General features: G+C 37.2%; 17 protein-coding genes. 10 read left to right on the top strand and 7 right to left on the bottom strand.

Annotated elements, in window-relative coordinates:
- The first annotated feature begins 31 nt into the window (after positions 1–31).
- The 5 genes from GX311_07080 to GX311_07100 all read left to right on the top strand — a co-directional run bounded on the left by GX311_07080 (position 32) and on the right by GX311_07100 (position 3,956).
- Positions 32–802, top strand: a complete 771-nt coding sequence (locus tag GX311_07080; protein ID NLK16141.1) for an SAM-dependent chlorinase/fluorinase — start codon at positions 32–34, stop codon at positions 800–802.
- On the top strand, positions 799–1,107 hold the full coding sequence (locus GX311_07085) for a hypothetical protein (GenBank protein ID NLK16142.1): 309 nt from the start codon (positions 799–801) through the stop codon (positions 1,105–1,107). The genes GX311_07080 and GX311_07085 overlap by 4 nt, the downstream gene beginning before the upstream one ends.
- A complete protein-coding gene (gene mazG, locus GX311_07090) occupies positions 1,097–1,897 on the top strand; it encodes a nucleoside triphosphate pyrophosphohydrolase (GenBank protein ID NLK16143.1) in 801 nt (266 codons plus the stop codon). The genes GX311_07085 and mazG overlap by 11 nt, the downstream gene beginning before the upstream one ends.
- A 74-nt stretch (positions 1,898–1,971) precedes the next feature.
- Positions 1,972–2,592 carry an OmpH family outer membrane protein gene (locus GX311_07095; protein NLK16144.1) on the top strand — a complete coding sequence of 207 codons (621 nt, stop codon included), beginning with the start codon at positions 1,972–1,974 and terminating at the stop codon, positions 2,590–2,592.
- Positions 2,593–2,600: 8 nt separating this feature from the next.
- A complete protein-coding gene (locus GX311_07100; GenBank protein NLK16145.1) occupies positions 2,601–3,956 on the top strand; it encodes a hypothetical protein in 1,356 nt (451 codons plus the stop codon).
- Between the two features lie 83 nt (positions 3,957–4,039).
- On the opposite strand, the gene GX311_07105 is transcribed toward GX311_07100, so the two are convergent.
- Positions 4,040–5,017, bottom strand: coding sequence for an aminopeptidase (locus tag GX311_07105; GenBank protein NLK16146.1), 978 nt, complete (start codon positions 5,015–5,017; stop codon positions 4,040–4,042).
- A 260-nt stretch (positions 5,018–5,277) separates the two neighbouring features.
- On the opposite strand from GX311_07105, the gene GX311_07110 reads away from it, so the two are divergent.
- The 4 genes from GX311_07110 (at position 5,278) to GX311_07125 (ending at position 10,609) form a co-directional block, all read left to right on the top strand.
- Positions 5,278–6,951: a formate--tetrahydrofolate ligase gene (locus tag GX311_07110; GenBank protein NLK16147.1), complete on the top strand. Its 1,674-nt coding sequence runs from the start codon at positions 5,278–5,280 to the stop codon at positions 6,949–6,951.
- A gap of 139 nt (positions 6,952–7,090) precedes the next feature.
- Positions 7,091–7,564 carry a hypothetical protein gene (locus tag GX311_07115; protein NLK16148.1) on the top strand — a complete coding sequence of 158 codons (474 nt, stop codon included), beginning with the start codon at positions 7,091–7,093 and terminating at the stop codon, positions 7,562–7,564.
- Positions 7,565–7,662: 98 nt separating this feature from the next.
- Entirely contained in the window at positions 7,663–9,876 is a 2,214-nt protein-coding gene (locus tag GX311_07120) for a TonB-dependent receptor (GenBank protein ID NLK16149.1), read from the top strand.
- A gap of 301 nt (positions 9,877–10,177) precedes the next feature.
- Positions 10,178–10,609 (top strand): Hsp20/alpha crystallin family protein, encoded by a 432-nt coding sequence (locus GX311_07125; GenBank protein NLK16150.1) that lies wholly within the window; start codon positions 10,178–10,180, stop codon positions 10,607–10,609.
- A gap of 35 nt (positions 10,610–10,644) precedes the next feature.
- On the opposite strand, the gene GX311_07130 is transcribed toward GX311_07125, so the two are convergent.
- The 6 genes from GX311_07130 to GX311_07155 form a co-directional block, all read right to left on the bottom strand.
- Positions 10,645–12,387, bottom strand: a complete 1,743-nt coding sequence (locus tag GX311_07130) for a DEAD/DEAH box helicase (protein NLK16151.1) — start codon at positions 12,385–12,387, stop codon at positions 10,645–10,647.
- 419 nt (positions 12,388–12,806) lie between these two features.
- Positions 12,807–13,097 carry a hypothetical protein gene (locus GX311_07135; protein NLK16152.1) on the bottom strand — a complete coding sequence of 97 codons (291 nt, stop codon included), beginning with the start codon at positions 13,095–13,097 and terminating at the stop codon, positions 12,807–12,809.
- Between the two features lie 21 nt (positions 13,098–13,118).
- On the bottom strand, positions 13,119–14,171 hold the full coding sequence (gene mltG, locus GX311_07140) for an endolytic transglycosylase MltG (GenBank protein ID NLK16153.1): 1,053 nt from the start codon (positions 14,169–14,171) through the stop codon (positions 13,119–13,121).
- 76 nt (positions 14,172–14,247) lie between these two features.
- Positions 14,248–15,711, bottom strand: coding sequence for an aminoacyl-histidine dipeptidase (locus tag GX311_07145; protein NLK16154.1), 1,464 nt, complete (start codon positions 15,709–15,711; stop codon positions 14,248–14,250).
- A 122-nt stretch (positions 15,712–15,833) separates the two neighbouring features.
- Positions 15,834–16,946 (bottom strand): hypothetical protein, encoded by a 1,113-nt coding sequence (locus GX311_07150; protein NLK16155.1) that lies wholly within the window; start codon positions 16,944–16,946, stop codon positions 15,834–15,836.
- A gap of 126 nt (positions 16,947–17,072) precedes the next feature.
- On the bottom strand, positions 17,073–18,209 hold the full coding sequence (locus GX311_07155) for an SPFH domain-containing protein (protein NLK16156.1): 1,137 nt from the start codon (positions 18,207–18,209) through the stop codon (positions 17,073–17,075).
- Between the two features lie 416 nt (positions 18,210–18,625).
- Between GX311_07155 and GX311_07160 the strand changes: the two genes are divergently transcribed.
- Positions 18,626–18,824 (top strand): hypothetical protein (locus GX311_07160; GenBank protein NLK16157.1); only part of this gene is annotated, 199 nt, incomplete at its 3' end.

An 18,824-nucleotide genomic window follows, 5' to 3' on the forward strand; every position in this document is an offset into this window, starting at 1 on the left:
TACAAAACCAGACCAACATATTTACAAAGATATGAAGACAATAACCCTTATAACTGACTGGAACGATGACGATTACTTCGTCGGAGCGGTTAAGGGTTATATGTTATCGCATTGTCCTGATATAAAGTTAGTTGAGATATCGCACCGTGTGCCTTTGTTTGATATACAAAAGGCGGCTTTTATATTAAAATCATGCTACAACTCTTACCCTGAGAAAACTGTGCATATCAGCGGGGTTCGGGGTTTCAACAACAGAAAAAGTGCGTTACCTGTGGCTGTCAGCTACAAAGGTCAATTTTTTTTCGGATTCGACAACAAGGCATTTATTTCGATTTTCGACGACGACGAAAATCCCGAAATGTGGATGTTAAACAACCAAGAATCCACGTTTCCAGAGTTAGATCTGTTGCTTAAACCTGCTGCCAAACTGCTTAACGGCGAGGATATAAACACTTTGGGTACTCCTGTGTCGGAGATGCCTTTTGTTGCAAAAATACGACCTGAGATAAGCGCAAAATTTATGGTCGGAAATGTGATGTATATAAATGGTTATGGCAACGCAGTTACAAATATCACACGCAAAATTTTCGAGGATTTCATTGAGGATAAGCAATTTAGCATTACTGTTTTGAGACGTCAGAATGAAATAACTAAAATTAGCGCTATAATCGATAGCCCCGAAGGAGAACTTTTTGCTATATTTAACACTTTAGGTTTGTTGGAGATTGGTCAAATGAATTATCGTTTAGACGAATCGGTTGGAGTTGGTTTATTGTCGAAAATCAGAATTGAGAAAAAATGATAACGCGAATTATTAAATTTAAGATAAAGCCTGATGCCGAGGGGCTTTTCGAGGAGCTTGTAAAACAGTTCAAAGATGAATTGATGTCGTTTGATGGGTTGCACCATATTGACATTCTACGCGAAAAAGAGAATCATATGAGTGTGTTTATTATTATGATTTTCAACACCGAAGCCAAGTTAGACCTCTTTAGGCGTTCGGAGTTGAACAAGGTAATTAAACAGCGTTTAAGAGATATTACAACCGAAGCCCCTTTGGCTTGGATGGTGGAAACATTTGATATTGAGGAAGCTAATGGATTCTAATAAAGAAAAAGCAGTCAAAAATTTTGGACATTTAATTGATGTATTAAACGAGTTGCGCGAAAAATGCCCTTGGGATAAGAAACAGACGGTAGAATCACTCAGACAACTAACTATTGAAGAGACTTTTGAACTATCTGACGCTATATTGAGTAAAGAAGTGGCCGAGATAAAAAAAGAGTTGGGCGATATTTTACTGCATATTGTCTTTTATTCACGTATAGCCACTGAAAAAGAGTGGTTTACACTAAACGACGTTATAGAAACGTTGATAAAAAAACTTAAACACCGACATCCGCATATCTACGGAGATGTTGAAGCCAATGACTCTAAGACGGTTGAGGAGAATTGGGAAAAGATAAAACTTAAGGAGAAGGATCGCGAAAAGCGTGTTTTATCGGGTGTGCCATCTGGCTTACCTCCTATGATTAAGGCTTTTAGGATACAACAAAAGGCACGCGGAGTTGGCTTTGACTGGGAATATCGCGAGCAGGTTTGGGACAAAGTGCAGGAGGAGCTTAACGAGCTAACCTACGAGTTCAACAATCCCGAAAACAGCACCGAAAAGATTGAAAGCGAATTTGGCGACCTTATGTTTGCAATGATTAACGCCGGAAGGCTGTACGGTATTGACCCCGAAAAGGCATTGGAAATGACAAATCGTAAATTTATACAGCGTTTCAATTATTTGGAAGAACAGACTTTATTGAAAGGCAAAGACTTACACAATATGACTCTTGATGAAATGGAAGCAATTTGGCAAGAGGCAAAAAAAATTGAGAACAATGAGTAATATAAAAACACCTAAAATATTAAAGAGTTTTACTTACTTTGCGCAAAATTTAAACTATTAACACTATCAAAAAAATGGAAAAAATAAAGAATATTGCACTTATCGTTCTTGGAGTATTGGTAATATGGTTATTTATAGACAGATACGCTATTTCCAAACACACAACATCCGCAGAAAATAAGACTGCAGTTGAAACCACTAAAGACTCTATTAGCACAAATATTAATATTGCATACGTTAACATTGATTCTGTGCTACTTACTTACGAGCAGTCCATAAAAATGAACGAAGACTTTATGGCTAAAAGGCAAAAAAGTGAAAATGAGTTTACGAAAAAGGCAAAACAGTTTGAAAAGGATTATCTTGCTTTTCAAGAAAAGGCACAGCGAGGCGGATTTCTGTCACAAGCATCAATGGAGATGCAACAACGGGAACTGTTAGAGCAAAAAGAGAGATTGGACAATTTAGAAGCAAAACTCACGGAAGAGCTAATGATTGAGCAACAACGCTTAAACGAAATTCTTTATGAAGCCATTGTAAGTTACGTCGAACGCTACAACATGTCTGCTGGCTACGACTTAATATTAACAAACACAGGTCTTGGAACAATCATGCACGGCAATCCAAACCTAAATATTACTAACGAAATAGTAGAGGGTCTAAACGCCGAGTACAGAGCAGCCCAAAACAAATAACACTACAAATGACGTTTGCCAACAACTACTTGATAGGGCAAAACCCACGATATATTTCAACTCCCCCTGACAACTCGTTGTCGGGGGTTGTTGTTATTCCATGTTGCTCAGAACCAGACGTTTTAGAAAACGTAAAGCTTTTATGCCAATGTGATCCGCCCGAGGGATTTATTGAAATTATTATTGTGGTTAATTTCCCCGAGGGCAAGCCAAAAGAGACACATGACTACAACAAAGAGATATTTGACCGACTTGTCGAATTTTCAAAGCAACTTAAAAACGACAAAATAAAAGTTCTACCCATTTGGCTCGGAGCTGTAAGAAAAAAGTTTGCAGGAGCCGGTTATGCCCGCAAGGTTGGCATGGACGAGGCTATTAGAAGATTTAACGATATCAACAGACCCGAGAACTTTATAATATCTTTAGATGCCGACACAACGGTTATGCAAAACTATTTATCGGAGTTGGAGAAACTATTTTATAACAACAATTCTGTACGTCAAGCAGTTGTGCCTTTTGTGCACCCAAAAAAAGATATTGACAAGAGCCTATGTCATGCAATAATGCTATATGAGCTTTATCTGCGATATTACAGATTGGCAATGGAGTATATTGGCTGGCAATGGGCTTATCACACCGTAGGTTCGGCTTTTGCTGTCAAGGCTTCGGTTTATGTTGAGCAACAGGGAATGAACCGAAAAAATGCAGGCGAGGATTTCTATTTCCTAAATAAACTATTTCCGCTTGGTGGAACAGTAATTGCAAATAATACAATGGTTTTCCCCTCAGCACGCTTTTCTGATAGAGTGCCGTTCGGAACCGGACCAGCATTAAAACAGATTATTGAAAACAGGTTTTCATACAAAACCTACTGTTTGCAAAGTATTTTAGATTTGCGATATTTTTTAGAAAATATCCAAACTCTATTTGGTGCAGATAGCTTATACATTGATAGTTACATTGATAACGCCCCCAAAGCATTAAGCGATTACTGGAAAGAGACAAACTTTATTGATAAAATAAACGAGTGTAACTCTAAATGTGCACATTTAAACTCTTTCAACAAACGCCTACTAAGAAAGTTCGATGCATTTCAGATAGTCAAATATTTAAACTTTGCGCACGAAAATCACTATAAAAAAAGCGAGGTTTGCAAAGAGTTTGAACTTCTTGTTAATGAGCTGAAAGCCAACTCGCCAAAGCATGCAAAAATTATTGAAATCTATTCCAATACACAGAAAAGAACAAACGTTCCCGAGTTTAACGACACTCAGTCAATTTCTAAATGCCGCAGTCTATTAGATTTAGCGGAGCTTCTAGACAATATACCTTACCCTACACACAAAAAAATTGGGTGTCAATAAATTAGTAACTAACACCAGACTGCAATAAAGTTCTTTGCTATTAATTTATAATGGTTTTCGAATGAGTCTATACGACTAATTGTTTATACTTCGAATCCGATAATTTTTCCTTTGGTCATTACAAGCTTATCGTCAAAATAAACATCGGGTTCTTTAACCAAACCATCTATGTGTGAGCTTACAGAAATACGACCTCCCATTGAAAGGTTGTTACCAAAGGCTACGTGAATTGTTCCATAAACTTTCTCATCTTCTAAAATATGTCCAGTTAGAATTGCCTTGTAATTGGTTCCTATTCCAAATTCTGCTACTGCTCGTGCATCACGACCCGTTTTGTCTAACATCTCCTCTAACTGTTTTGCCTGTTTCCCACCTTTAATGGTTTCGGCATATCCATTAACAACCTCAATTACAATCGGTTCTTCCAACATTCCTATACCTGAAACTGAGCCGTCTATAACAACCTTTCCGTTTGATTTATCTTCCCACGGAGCTAAATATACCTCTCCAGATGGCAAGTTTCCACTTTCACCCTTTTCACGAAGCACACCCTTGCTTGGCAATATATTTCGACCTCCAATAGGCATTATTATATCGGTACCTTTTGCGGTTACAACTCTAACATTTTGTACACCTTGAAGTTTCTCGATAATATAATCGGTAAGCGAAATTATTTTTTCATAATCGGCGTTTAAACAACGTATCATGGTATCGATATTAATTCCAGGCATTGTGCCAAATCTAACACCCTCTTTTGCAGCATTTCTGCGAGCATCGGTATGTGTAAGCGATTTTGCAGTAGGGCAAACCACAACATCAACCTTTTTCATAAGCTCTGATATCAACGCTGGTGGCTCCTGACCATTAATTTCTCTCGATTTTATCTCTACCAATATCGATTCCTTGCACAACTCCTTCCCTACTTCGTGTAATGATTGTCCTATTTCGCGTTTAATTTCATCGGTAACTATTAATAGAGTTTCTTCAGGTTTAAGACCCATACAGTCGCGTAACGCTATTATTGAAGCATCTCTAAGCTCTTTTTTTTGTGTTTCAGTCATAATATTGCGTGTTTTAATATTTACAATGTATTGATATTCTACAAAATTGCAATAAAACTTTTAAAAACACAAATCTATGATTTTGAAATCGGAATTGCATACAGTCATTTTCAATATTAAATATATCTTTGTAATTGATAACAATTCCGATGTTATGTTGTTATAGTGTTATTTGGATTTTACAAAAATATTTGTTAACATAACTGTTAACTACTAGTGAAAAATAAATTTATAAATAAACAGTTAAATTGTATAAAAAAATGAACAGTGATCAAAAAATTGCCAAAAATGCAAAAATGAAGCCGATAACTGAAATTGCTTCAAGCTTAGGCATTGACAATGAATTGATTGAGCAGTACGGTAAATATAAAGCTAAGTTACCATTATCACTTATTGATATGGATAATGTTGCTAAAAATTCGCTTATATTGGTTTCAGCAATATCGCCTACACCTGCAGGAGAAGGGAAAACAACGGTAAGTATTGGTTTGACTCAAGCCTTAAACCGAATAGGAAAAAATGCAACGGTTGTATTGCGTGAACCATCATTGGGACCTGTTTTTGGTATAAAAGGTGGAGCAACAGGTGGTGGCTATAGCCAAGTATTACCTATGGAAGATATCAACCTTCACTTTACAGGCGACTTTGCAGCTGTTGAGAAAGCTCACAATCTGCTTTCTGCATTGATAGACAACAATATACACTCGAAAAAATATAGCTTAGGTATTGATCCTCGTACAATAACATGGAAGCGTGTTATGGATATGAACGACCGCGCATTGCGTGATATCGTTGTAGGGTTAGGAGGTCGCTCAATGGGTGTGCCACGCGAAACAGGATTTGATATTACTGCCGCTTCAGAAGTTATGGCTGCACTTTGTCTCGCTAACGATTTGAATGATTTGAAAAACAAATTAGGAAATATCTTCGTTGGATTTACATACGACCGCAAGCCTATTTACGCCCGCGATTTGAAAGCCGAGGGAGCAATGGCTGCTCTTTTAAAAGACGCTATCAAACCCAACCTGGTACAAACAATAGAAAACACACCAGCTATAATTCATGGTGGTCCATTTGCAAATATTGCACAAGGAACAAACACTGTAATTGCAACCCGAATGGGGCTTTCGCTTTCAGACTATGTTGTTACAGAAGCCGGATTTGGTTTTGACCTTGGGGCCGAGAAGTTTTTCGATATTAAATGCGGATACAGTGGGTTGTCTCCAAAAGCGGTAGTATTAGTAGCTACAATCAGAGCTTTGAAATATCATGGAGGAGTACCTATTGCTGATCTTAACAAACCTAATGTTGATGCTCTGGACAAAGGAATTGAAAACTTGGATAAGCATATCGAAAACATCAGGAAATTTGGAGTAAAAGCGGTTGTTGCAATAAATCGTTTTACTGCTGATACCGATGAAGAGGTTAAGTTTATTATTGATCATGTAGCCGAGAAATATGGAGTAAAAGCCGTTGAGGCAAACGTTTGGGCAAAAGGCGGTGAGGGAGCTATTGACTTAGCCAACGAGGTTGTTAATGTTATTAGTTGTTGCACTGAAAAATACAAACCTCTATACGATTGGAATCAATCCGTAGAGGCAAAAATTGAAATCATTGCAAAGAAAATATATGGAGCTGAAGCAATTGACTACACTCCACGCGCAAAAGCTGATTTAGAGAGCATTGCAAGATTAGGACTTGAACATCTGCCTGTCTGCGTTGCAAAAACACAAAAGTCACTGTCGGATAATCCCGACTTGCTTGGCAGACCCAAAGATTTTGTAATAACCGTGCGAGCAATAGAGATAGCTGCCGGCGCAGGTTTCGTAATTCCTATCACAGGCGAAATTATCAGAATGCCTGGACTTCCAGGTGTACCTGCAGCAAACAGTATTGATATTGATGAAAACGGCAACATTACTGGACTGTTTTAAAATTTTATGGAACACAGATAACACGGATTAAACGGATTTACACGGATTTTTTATCTATGTAATTTTGTTTAATCCGTGCTTTCTTTGTCCTAATTGCTGAATGTTTTGTAATTTAGCAAAGCAAAAAACATCATCATTAATGAGAATATTGTTAAAACAAATATTTGCATTAACATTAGCAACCTTAACTCTCGTTACAAGCGTAGGTATAAAGTTGTATTTCCATAAATGCCTGACATGTAATGTCACAGATATTTCTCTTGTTGACGAAGTTTCTGCATGCCACCAGCACCATTTGATACACCATATCAACCATAGCCACAAAGAAGAAAACCACAACTCAACACATAATGACGATGAGTGTTGTGTAATCACTAAGGCCTATATACAATACCACTACAACAATACGGTAGAGCGTACTCTTGATTTATCTTATCAGTACAGCTTTGCAAAAGATATATTGTTTTGCATCAACACAGCAGATGCAGATGAAACTGTTGTTACAGAAGATTTTATCTACTGTTTTGTCAATCCCCCACCAATTATTATCTCAGGAATTGATTTGCTTAAATCGATTCATCAGCTAAAGTTTGATTATTGTTTTCTTTCGTAACTGTTTTTTTATAAAACAGCTTAGTTAATATTCTAATATACAGAAAATTAACACTAACCTATATTCATACAGAAAATAATAATTAAACACATAATCAAATGAAGCAAAAAATTTCATTAACCATAATAATATTAGCACTGTTCAATATAGTGGCAAAAGCACAAGAACTAAAAGGCAGTGTAGTAACATCACATATGCACGGCGATCACGAACACGTTGAAACTCTTATCGGAGCAAGTGTTTACTGGGAAGGAACAACACATGGAGTTGTAACCGACACAGACGGCAACTTTACATTACCCGTAACCACAAAACTTCCACACAAACTAATTGTAAGTTTTGTTGGATTTGAAACTGACACAATAGTGATCAGCTCGGTAAATGAAAAAATTGTAGTCAACCTCAAAGAGAGTCAAGAGCTAAGCGAAATTGTTGTTAAAGCCAGAAAATCGGGTTCACACTATTCAAGAGTCGACCCTATATTAACTAACGTGCTATCTGACAGAGAATTACAAAAAGCTGCTTGTTGTAATCTCTCTGAAGCTTTTGAAACCAACGCCTCTGTTGACGTATCATACAGCGATGCCATGACAGGAGCAAAACATATACAGTTGCTCGGCTTAGCAGGCATTTACAGTCAAATGATGGCTGAAAATATTCCTACACTTCGCGGATTAGGGATACCTTTAGGAATGTCATTTATTCCAGGTCCGTGGATGGAGTCGATTCAAGTAGCGAAAGGAACATCGAGCGTTGTAGATGGTTTCGAGGCAATAACCGGACAGATAAACGTTGAGCTTAAAAGACCCGAAAATACCGATTTCGGACTAAACCTTTTTGTCAACGACTTCGGACGAATTGAAAACAGTCTGATATTTGCAAAAAAAATCAACCACGATTGGTCAACCATGTTAATGACTCATATTGAAAACCTTAGCAACAAAGTTGACCGTAATGGCGACTCGTTTCTCGACAATCCGTTAGTAAAAAAATTTAATATCACAAACCGATATAGATACGAAAAACACGGTGTATTGGAGTCTCGGTTTGGTTTCAGTCTTATGCAAGAAAAACGCGAAGGTGGCCAATTAGGATACTTTGGCGACAGCGCAGCTAATTTTTATGGCTTAGTCATTAACACAAATCGTTTTGAGGCGAATGCAAACAGTCGCTTTTTCGTCTCAAAACACTCTGATGCAATAATCGAAACGCGACTAAACTACACATATCACGAACACAAATCTTTTTACGGAATACGCGATTACAACGGAAACCAAAACACTCTGTACGGAAACATTATTTATGAAGATAAGATAAAATCGGAGTCGCACAAAATAAATGGCGGTGTGAGCTGTATCTATGATAAATATAATGAAATGTTCGACACCACCGATTTTAATCGTGAAGATGTTATTCCAGGACTGTTTGGTCAATACACCTTTCATTATCATGAGCATTTTACAGGAATTTTTGGCGTTCGTGGCGATTATCACAACAAACATGGACTGTTTTTTACTCCGAGGGTTCACTTACGTAGCAATATTTTTGAGCACACAACCGTTCGTGGCTCAATTGGCAAGGGTTACAGGCTACCCAACCTGCTTGCCGAGAATACGGGGCTAATGATTTCAAGTCGCCAATTTATTGTACAAGAAGAGATTAAGCCCGAAGAGGCTTGGAACTATGGGCTAAACCTATCTCAATCGTTTGTTCTGTTTAGCAACGAAGCCACAGTTACCGCCGAATATTACCGCACACACTTTGTAAATCAGATGATTGTTGACGTTGACGCAGACCGAACACAAGTCCGTTTCTATAATCTTAACGGAAAATCGTTTGCCAACAACTACCAGATAGAGATAAAGTTGGAGCCTCTATTCCAGTTCGAGCTAACCGCGGCAATACGATACAGCGACGTCAAAACAACAATAAACGGTACCTTTCAACGCAAACCGTTTGTTAACAGCTATAAAGGGTTGATTTCCGGATCATACTTAACCGAAAACAAAAGGTGGCAATTCGATTTAACAGCACAGTTTAACGGTTCAAGCCGGATACCCGACACATCATGGCTTCCAGAAGAAATGCAAATGCCAGAAAAATCTCCCGAGCATATCTTGCTTAATGGACAAATAACCTTTCGCATAGGTAAATTTGATATTTACTGTGGGGCAGAAAATATTACCGATTTCAAACAAAAGAATCCAATAATTGGAGCAAGTGACCCATTTGGCGGAAACTTCGACGCTTCAATGCTTTGGGGACCGATTGTGGGAAGAGTTTTCTACTTGGGGTTACGATATAAACTGTAGCAATTGGAACACAGATGACACGGATTAAACGGATTAACACAGACTTTTTAGTTAAAAAGTAAAATTTAAGAGCAATTAACAACTAAATGTCAATGTATTGTAGAGACGTCATATTATGGCGTCTCTTTTTTTTGTATGTGTTTAAAGTTTACATACTGCTGTTTTGGCAGTTTAAAATTAAACAACTACTGACATTTTGGCATTTAATTTAATATTTTTGCGATGGCATATCTATTGCAATATTGTTAGTAGAACAATAAATTAATTTAACAATAACATTAAAATTTAGGAGGATATTATTATGTTACCAAGTATTTTTAACGAAGAACCAAGAATGACTTCACTTTTTGACTCAATTTTCAACGATCAGGTGATGCCAAATTTCTACAGAAGCGCAGCAGGTGGTTGCTCAAACGTAAACATTCTCGACAACGAGAAAGATATTACCATTGAACTAACTGCCCCTGGTTTCAAAAAAGAGCATGTAAACATTGACTTAAACAACGATGTCTTAACTGTTTCTGCAAAAATTGAGGAGAAAGACACAGAAGAGAAAAAAAATTACATTCGCCGTGAGTTCTGCTCAAGAGAGTTTAGCCGCAGCTTTTCAATACCTAACTATTTAGACCAAGAAAAGGTAACGGCATCACAAGATAACGGAATTATTTCAATCGTAATTCCTAAAAAAGAACAAGCGATTAAAAAAGGACCACGTCAAATTAAAATTCGCTAAATCAACGCATTGTAGAGACGGAGCATGCTCCGTCTCTACTTTTTGTTACGGCTTCCTCGCGAGCTACGCTTGCCGTCGGAAATATTTTCACCTCTTTCCCTTGCTTTGCCACTACCTTTAAATACCTCAATATCAACAATTACTCCGCGTACTGTTGCGCCAAACAGAGTGTTGGCAACCTCGTTAACATGTCTTGATGATACTTCAAAAACTGTATAGTTATCTGAGACATCAATTCTGCCGAAAGCTATATCGCGGTTTTTGGTGCGGTCGTTTATAAGACCTATTAAACGCGTTGGTTTTATACCGTTTTTACTTCCAAGATTAATCTTGAGTTTTGTAAATCCTTTAACATCAGAGCTACCAAAGCCTCTCGATGAGCGTTTACCTCCCCTACCATCATCAAATCTTTTCGAGTCTCTGAAGCCTCTCTCCTCACGTTTTTTCGTATCTTGCTTAATATTAATGTCTTGTGCATCTTTGTAATACTCCAAAAATCTATTAAACTCTACCGATACAAACCTTTGGATTAGTTGCTCACGATCAAGCCATTGGAGTTTTTTATAAATTATATCAAGGTATGGAGCAACATCTGGATTTATCGTAATATTCTCGATTTTGTCAATTTGATTGAAGAGTCGTTTCTCACAAATCTCTCGCCCATTGGGCACTTTCACGTAATTAAACGGTTTTTTCAACAGACGTTCAAAATTCCTTATTTTATGCTGTTCACGTGAGTGAATTATCGACACAGACGTGCCACTACGTCCTACCCTACCTGTACGTCCGCTTCGGTGGATATAGACTTCAGGATCATCTGGTAAACTGTAGTTTATAATATGTGTAAGGTTATCAACATCAATTCCACGTGCCGCAACATCGGTAGCAACTAAAATTTGCAAGTGTTTTTGTCTAAAACGTGCCATTACGTGGTCGCGTTGTGCTTGCGAAAGGTCGCCATGCAGAGCATCTGCGTTATAACCGTCAGCCATTAAGCCATCTGCAACCTCTTTTGTCTCTTGTCGTGTGCGACAAAAAACAATGCAATATATTTTAGGGTTAATATCGCAAATACGTTTAAGTGCGGCATATTTATCTTTTGCCTGAACTAAATAGAAGTCGTGTTTAACATTATCAGCACCCGCATTACGTTTTCCAACTGCAATTTCGTGCGGATCGGTCATATACTTTTGCGCAATCCTGCTTATCTCCGCAGGCATGGTTGCCGAGAAAAGCCACGTTTGCTTCTCTTTAGGCGTTTTGTCTAAAATAGTGTCCAAATCTTCAATAAAGCCCATGTTCAACATCTCATCGGCTTCGTCAAGAACAACACGTTTAACATTTTGAAGTTTCAAGACTCCCCTATCTATTAGGTCAATAACGCGACCCGGAGTACCTACGACTATGTGACAACCACGTTTTAGCTCCTGAATTTGTGCGACAATATTTGCGCCTCCGTAAAGAGCCGCAATTCGAAGTGATTTAACAAACTGGGCGTAGTTTTTCAAATCTTTGGTTATTTGAAGGCACAGTTCTCGTGTAGGACACAAAACAATAGTCTGAACATAATTTAAATCACTGTCAGTAAGCTCTATAGCAGGCAATCCAAAAGCGGCTGTTTTACCTGTCCCTGTCTGTGCCAATGCTACAACATCTTTATCACTTGAAAGTAGAATAGGAATGGTTTCGGCTTGGATTGGTGTTGGCTTTATAAAACCTAGATCTTCAATTGCATCTAACAGTTCCTGACTTAAGCCTGTTTCTAAAAATGATTCCATAAATTTAAATTTAGTGGTGTAAAACCATTGAATTACAGATAACTACCACTAAATTCTGCAACTTCGGGAGTAAAACACAACTGCCAATAAAGGCACCCCTAATTGTTTGAGCCCAAATACATTAGGATTTAGCGGGTTGGATACTTGTAATAAATAGCTGAATTTTTCAGAGCGCAAATATGGGAATAATTTACGTCTTTCAAATAATAGTTTTAGGATTATATGATAAGATCTTTAGACAATCAGTCATTTCTATATTCGAACTGAAGCCCAAATAATATCGAACCATTAATGAATTAAGGAATATTAAATTTTGTGCAACCACAAGAGTCGCAACTGCTTTTAATTTTTATATTTCATAATTGTTCATTGCACACTTCAACTACGCTCAGTGCAACGCATTGCTCATTGTTAATTGCTTAAAATATAAGTAGTAGAAGTATCCTAAAAAGAACAATTATAACTATTGCAGGCAAAATACTTATTAACAGCACTATCCACCACGACACCTCGTTTTTAAAACTTTTGCGAACAAAAAACCTGACAACATAGTATGTTAAGGTAAACGCCAAAATATCAGACAGAAAATTAATAAAACTGAAAGTATCGAACGGCAAACATGTTTTTATACCAAACGCAATGATACGATATAAAATAAGTATCAACACTATTGCAATTATAGGTTTCAGTCTATTTATAGTTTTTTGCATAATTGTTTGTTTTGAATGATACTACTTATAAATCCTCTTTTTATTTAACAGTTTCCTATACTTTTCTGCATTTGCATTGTGCTGACGTAATGTTTTGGCAAACACATGTGTACCGTCCATTTTTACAGAGGCACAAAAAAACAAATATTCATGCTTTTGGGGATTTAATACGGAATTTATGCTCTGAATAGAGGGAATACAGATTGGTCCAGGTGGCAAACCTGTGTTTTTATAGGTATTGTACGGAGACTCAACTGCTAACATTTTCTTTGTCACTCGTCGCACCGAGAACTTCCCTGTTGCAAAAACCACAGTTGGATCGGCTTGCAATGGCATATTTGCTTTCAGACGATTTAGGTAAACACCTGCAATAGTTGGCATTTCGCTTGCAACAAAACTCTCTTTTTCAACAATCGAAGCTAAAATAGAGACTTCAATGGGAGTAAGATTTAACATCTTAGCTTTTTCTACTAGCTCTTGATTCCAAAACTTATCATACTCTCTTTTCATACGTTTTAGAAAAGCCATCGGCGTGTCAGTCCAATAGACTTGATATTTGTTTGGAATAAACATTGCGGGAAATGTCTCTTTATTAAACCCAAAACTTTCAATAACCTCATTATCAGACAGTTCTCTTTGTATATCTATGCTATCAAACATCATCTGGTTACCCAACTTCCCTGCCAGCTCATTTAAGTTGTTTAAACTGTTAAACACCACATTAATAGGAGTTTGCCTTCCATACTTAAAAGTATTAACCAAATCGTTTGCTGATATCGATCTTTCAAAAACGTAGCGTCCGGGTTTGAAGGATTTTTCCAAGTTTTTATATTTAGCGATACGTTCAAAAGCAAGATTATTCTCCAGTTTGAAACATCTATTGAGCATTGAATCCAACTCCTCCCACGATGTTTCTGGCGTAACATATATTGTGCATTTTTTTTCATGCTTAAATTTTACGGGTCTGTGGAATGTTATATAGTAAACCCAATATCCTGATAATGCAACTATTACCAAAAAAACTGAGGCTATTATTATGGACTTTTTGAGCGTAGATATCTGATTAAAAAACATATTATACTTCACTTTTAACCAAAATGTCTCCAATCAATAATGACTGGAGACTTTGGTAAGATAACATATTAACTATCTATTTTTTTAACGGTGCTTTTTGGATAACTTCAATTAAGAAGTCCCAGAATTTTTGAGTTGAACCTATATGTATTCTCTCATCAGGTGAGTGTACATCTCTTAAAGTTGGTCCGAACGATATCATATCTAAATCGGGATATTTTTTTAAGAACAACCCGCACTCTAAACCTGCGTGAATTGCTCTTACGAGTGGTTTCTTCCCAAAAAGATCTTTATATGCTTTTACTGAAATCTCTAAAATAGGGCTTTTAGTATTTGGCTGCCAACCGGGATAACCGCTTGAATGCTCAATTCCAGCATCAGCAAGTTCAAAAACAGAAGCTACAGTTTGGGCGATTGCCTGCTTTTGCGATTCAACTGAACTGCGCTGACTTGTTGTGATTTCTATTCTGTTTTTACCGATAAACTTTACAGATGCCAGGTTTGTTGATGTTTCAACAAGTCCGGGGATATCACGGCTCATTTCAACAACACCATGCCAAACACCATGTAGAGCATTTAACAGTTTCTCCTGCGCTTTGCGATTAATAACATGTTTCGGCATATCTGCACTTGTAATCTCAACTAATACGTTTGGTTCTGTTGATTTTAACTCGTTTTTAATTTCTGTGTAAAATTTTTCGCATAGGTTTTTTAATGGTATGGAATCGCCTTTAGGAGCTACAAATATTACGGTAGCTTCGCGTGGTATGGCATTTCTAAGATTCCCTCCATCAAAAGAAGCTATACGCACATCGGTCAATTTTGATGCTTGCATCATAAAACGAGTGGCTATTTTATTTGAGTTGCCTAAGCCTTTGTCTATCTCATCACCAGAGTGACCTCCTTTAAGTCCCGATACTTTAAGTGCAAACGCCTTGCTTTTACTTGGAATGCTTTTTGGCGCATATTCGAGGATTGCAACGGTATCTATACCTCCGGCACATCCAATAAAAATTTCTCCTTCGTCCTCGGAATCAAGATTTAACAATATTTTCCCTTTCATAAATCCCGGCTCTAGAGCGAATGCTCCGGTAAGCCCTGTCTCCTCGTCAACGGTAAAGAGACATTCGATATCGCCATGCTCTATTGTTTTTGACGCTAAAAGTGCCAACTGTGCAGCCATTCCAATACCATCATCAGCACCTAGAGTTGTGCCTTTTGCTTTTACCCATTCTCCGTCAATATACGGTTGAATAGCATCTTTTTCAAAATCAAACTTCACATCTGAATTTTTCTCACAAACCATATCCATATGGCTTTGGAGTATGATTGTTGCTCGATCCTCCCACCCTTTAGTTGCAGGTTTTTGTATCAACACATTACCAATTTTGTCAACTTTGGTGGCTAAGTTGTGCTTTATGCCAAACTGTTTGATATACTCTATTATTTTCTCCTCTTTTTTTGAGGGTCGTGGCACTGCACAAATCTCTTCAAAGTATTTCCATACTTCTTTTGGTTCTAATTGCGATAATTTTCCCATTATTTTTATTTTAATCATTAAATTTCGACATCAGTGCAAAAATCGGATTAAATAAAACCATTGACCAATAACTAGAATCAATTTGTCCATTTTTTACACTTCGCATTTTATAAAGAATAGAATCAAAGCTTTTGAAACAGGTAATATAAACCAACAGCTGCACCTATACATAATATAACTGTAAATATAATTTTCCATACGCTGTATGGGCGTTCTCCTTGCACCTCTCCTGTACGAGCATTAACCAAAAATCTATAAACTTTCTTTTTAAATTTATAAACGCTGATATAAATTGGCAAAAGAATATGTTTAAACTTTACATCATTATAGTCTGTTGATTTAGAGGTAATTCTCTGATGATCTCCACCGATATCCTCCTTTATCAAAGTGTCTATTACTTGAGACATTACAGACTTCGCCTCATCGTATCCTTCATTCAAATCTACCTGATAAGTCTCTGTTCTATAACCACTTAAAAAACGCTCATCGAACGGTGCCAAGTTTTCTAAGTCCCAGGGCTCAAGCCTGTCTGCATATTTTTTTGGTAGTGATTTTGAGGCTAATACCAGAACATCATCAAAAAAATGATCAACTGATCCTGACACAAATGACCAGCGGGTCTTGACAACTGTTCGCGTTTTTGTTACTGGCTTGCCGTTTTCTGTTGTGGTATAGGTTTCAGTTGTGGTATAATCATCTCCGCGCATACCTCTGTATTTGGTAAAAGTTTCCGCATCATACGTCCAAAAAGGGACATAAATGCCTTTTAGTGCTTCACTGTGTGTAACTTGTTTCTTCAACTTGTTAGGTACAAACCAAAGTTTTTTTATCCATGTTCTAAACTGCTCATGCGCCTTATTAATATCTATTTCAAAAGGCAAAACAGAACCGGGTTTTATTTGGGTTAAAGTCTCCTGATTTTGTACAACCAAAATACTGCTACAAAACGGACATCTGTCCGATACAATATTCGGATCAAATGTTACGTGTGCCCCACAACTTTCACAACGTGTTGTGGTTATTGTCTGCTGCTCAACATCTTCAGAAAGAGTGGCTGCATGTTCTTCAAAATCAAGCTCTTCGATTGCTAAGTCGCTCTCTTCAATTTCAATATCCGTACCACAATGTTCACATTTTAAGGTTGTTGTGCCGGGATTGTACAATAGGTTTCCACCACAAGATGGACACGTTACTTCGGCTTGATTACTTTTGCTTACTATTGGTTCTTCATACATTATTTGGTTCGGTTTAGTTTTGTTATGATTTTAAATTATTAAACATTTATTAAGATTGACAAACGGAAACCTAACACCTTATAACTCTGAACTGTTACAGTGTTAGGTTTCTGTTTTATTAATTGATTAACCAACAGGAGGTGCTGGTGGCACAGGTGGCGGAGTTGCACCAAATATCGAAGCCAACTCGGGAACTTGTCCTGCAGCTATCCAGCTTGCCATTCCTTGTCGCCAAACTAATGTTTCAGGTGTCAACTGATTGCTAGCTACCATAGATGTTAATGTATTAATATCATACGGTCCTGCTTGTTGCCCATTTATTACTACATGAAACGCCAATACAGGAGGAACTGGAGGAGGTGTACCTTGTTGAGGCTGTTGAGGTTGCTGTGCTTGTTGTTGTGCTTGTCCCATAGCTCCCATCATTTGGTTTGCCATTCCAAAGCCCATACCCATACCCATTCCAGAAGCTGCTGCTCCGCCTGAAGGATTGTTTGCTGCCGCTGTCATTGCCTCACCTGTTTGATATTGGATAAATTTATTCATATCACCAATAATACCCATACTTGAACGCTTGTCTAGAGCCTCCTCAACCGCTGGTGGCAGAGTAATACTACTAATCAAAAATTTTGTAAGGTTAATGCCGTACTCTTCAAAATCGGGTCGGATTTGCCCCTCGCAATAAGATGACACCTCGTTATAATTGGCAGCCATATCTAATACAGGTATTTTGCTTTCGCCAATAGCGTCTGTAAAACGAGTGATTGCAATATGTTTCAGTTGTTCGGAAATCTTTTCAGAAGTAAAGTTTCCATCGGTGCCGACTATACCTTTAATAAACTTGACTGCATCGGTAACCTGCATTGAGTAATTACCAAAAGCACGTATTCTGATTGGTCCAAATTCGGCATCGCGCAACATAACCGGATTGGGTGTACCCCATTTCAAATCGACAAACTGTTTGGTATTAATAAAATAGACTTCTGCCTTGAACGGACTATTAAATCCATGTTTCCAACCCTTTAAAGTTGATAAAATGGGCAAGTTTTGTGTTTCTAAAGTGTACATGCCGGGTTGAAAAACATCGGCAATTTCACCTTCGTTAATAAATACCGCAACCTGCGATTCACGAACAGTTAGTTTTGCGCCATGTTTAATTTCATTGTTGTATCGCTCAAAACGATAAGCCATTGTGTTTTGTGTAGGGTCGAGCCATTCAATAATATCAATAAATTCGCCCTTAATTTTTGACCATAATCCCATAGTGATTTTGTTTAGTTAGTTAATTATTTTTGTATTTATTAGTTCACCAAAATATTACTTGATACAGTAGCCTTAAGATTTTAATTCTTTTTACTAGAAAAAGTCAAAAATAAGAATTTATTACTTCTTTTTGCACGTTAATTTGTTTTTTATACAATTAATTCAATTAAATGATAATTACAATATAAAGGGTCAAAGTACTTTTGATTTATTACTCAGATCTTTAACAAATCATTAACATTTTTTACATTCCGATATATATCAAAACACACCCCCTTATTTTCAATATATTATAAAAATTTGCGGGAAATACCTACGCCCACTCCGTAAAATTACCTATTGCATCATTAAGTTATTTTGTTTTAATTTACATTATCAAAAAATGACAATATATAATTAACTAAATATCAAATAATATGAAGAAAATTTTACTATCAACTTTATTGTGTATAGCACTATTTTTAACGGCTACAGCACAACAACAAGGTTTTAACTATCAAGCCGCCATACAAAAACAAGATGGCACAACACTTCAAAACAAAGAGGTTAATTTACGGATTAGTCTGATTAACCAAAACAGCAGCTCCGTTTATTACTCTGAAACACACAACAGTA

This window comes from Bacteroidales bacterium (genome assembly GCA_012519055.1).
Lineage (GTDB): Bacteria > Bacteroidota > Bacteroidia > Bacteroidales > Salinivirgaceae > JAAYQU01.

What these genes read in the sequence shown, in the direction of transcription:
- GX311_07080 (NLK16141.1), top strand. Translation starts at nt 32, where the DNA reads ATGAAGACAATAACCCTTATAACTGACTGGAACGATGACGATTACTTC.
- GX311_07085 (NLK16142.1), top strand. Translation starts at nt 799, where the DNA reads ATGATAACGCGAATTATTAAATTTAAGATAAAGCCTGATGCCGAGGGG.
- mazG (NLK16143.1), top strand. Translation starts at nt 1,097, where the DNA reads ATGGATTCTAATAAAGAAAAAGCAGTCAAAAATTTTGGACATTTAATT.
- GX311_07095 (NLK16144.1), top strand. Translation starts at nt 1,972, where the DNA reads ATGGAAAAAATAAAGAATATTGCACTTATCGTTCTTGGAGTATTGGTA.
- GX311_07100 (NLK16145.1), top strand. Translation starts at nt 2,601, where the DNA reads ATGACGTTTGCCAACAACTACTTGATAGGGCAAAACCCACGATATATT.
- GX311_07105 (NLK16146.1), bottom strand. Translation starts at nt 5,017, where the DNA reads ATGACTGAAACACAAAAAAAAGAGCTTAGAGATGCTTCAATAATAGCG.
- GX311_07110 (NLK16147.1), top strand. Translation starts at nt 5,278, where the DNA reads ATGAACAGTGATCAAAAAATTGCCAAAAATGCAAAAATGAAGCCGATA.
- GX311_07115 (NLK16148.1), top strand. Translation starts at nt 7,091, where the DNA reads ATGAGAATATTGTTAAAACAAATATTTGCATTAACATTAGCAACCTTA.
- GX311_07120 (NLK16149.1), top strand. Translation starts at nt 7,663, where the DNA reads ATGAAGCAAAAAATTTCATTAACCATAATAATATTAGCACTGTTCAAT.
- GX311_07125 (NLK16150.1), top strand. Translation starts at nt 10,178, where the DNA reads ATGTTACCAAGTATTTTTAACGAAGAACCAAGAATGACTTCACTTTTT.
- GX311_07130 (NLK16151.1), bottom strand. Translation starts at nt 12,387, where the DNA reads ATGGAATCATTTTTAGAAACAGGCTTAAGTCAGGAACTGTTAGATGCA.
- GX311_07135 (NLK16152.1), bottom strand. Translation starts at nt 13,097, where the DNA reads ATGCAAAAAACTATAAATAGACTGAAACCTATAATTGCAATAGTGTTG.
- mltG (NLK16153.1), bottom strand. Translation starts at nt 14,171, where the DNA reads ATGTTTTTTAATCAGATATCTACGCTCAAAAAGTCCATAATAATAGCC.
- GX311_07145 (NLK16154.1), bottom strand. Translation starts at nt 15,711, where the DNA reads ATGGGAAAATTATCGCAATTAGAACCAAAAGAAGTATGGAAATACTTT.
- GX311_07150 (NLK16155.1), bottom strand. Translation starts at nt 16,946, where the DNA reads ATGTATGAAGAACCAATAGTAAGCAAAAGTAATCAAGCCGAAGTAACG.
- GX311_07155 (NLK16156.1), bottom strand. Translation starts at nt 18,209, where the DNA reads ATGGGATTATGGTCAAAAATTAAGGGCGAATTTATTGATATTATTGAA.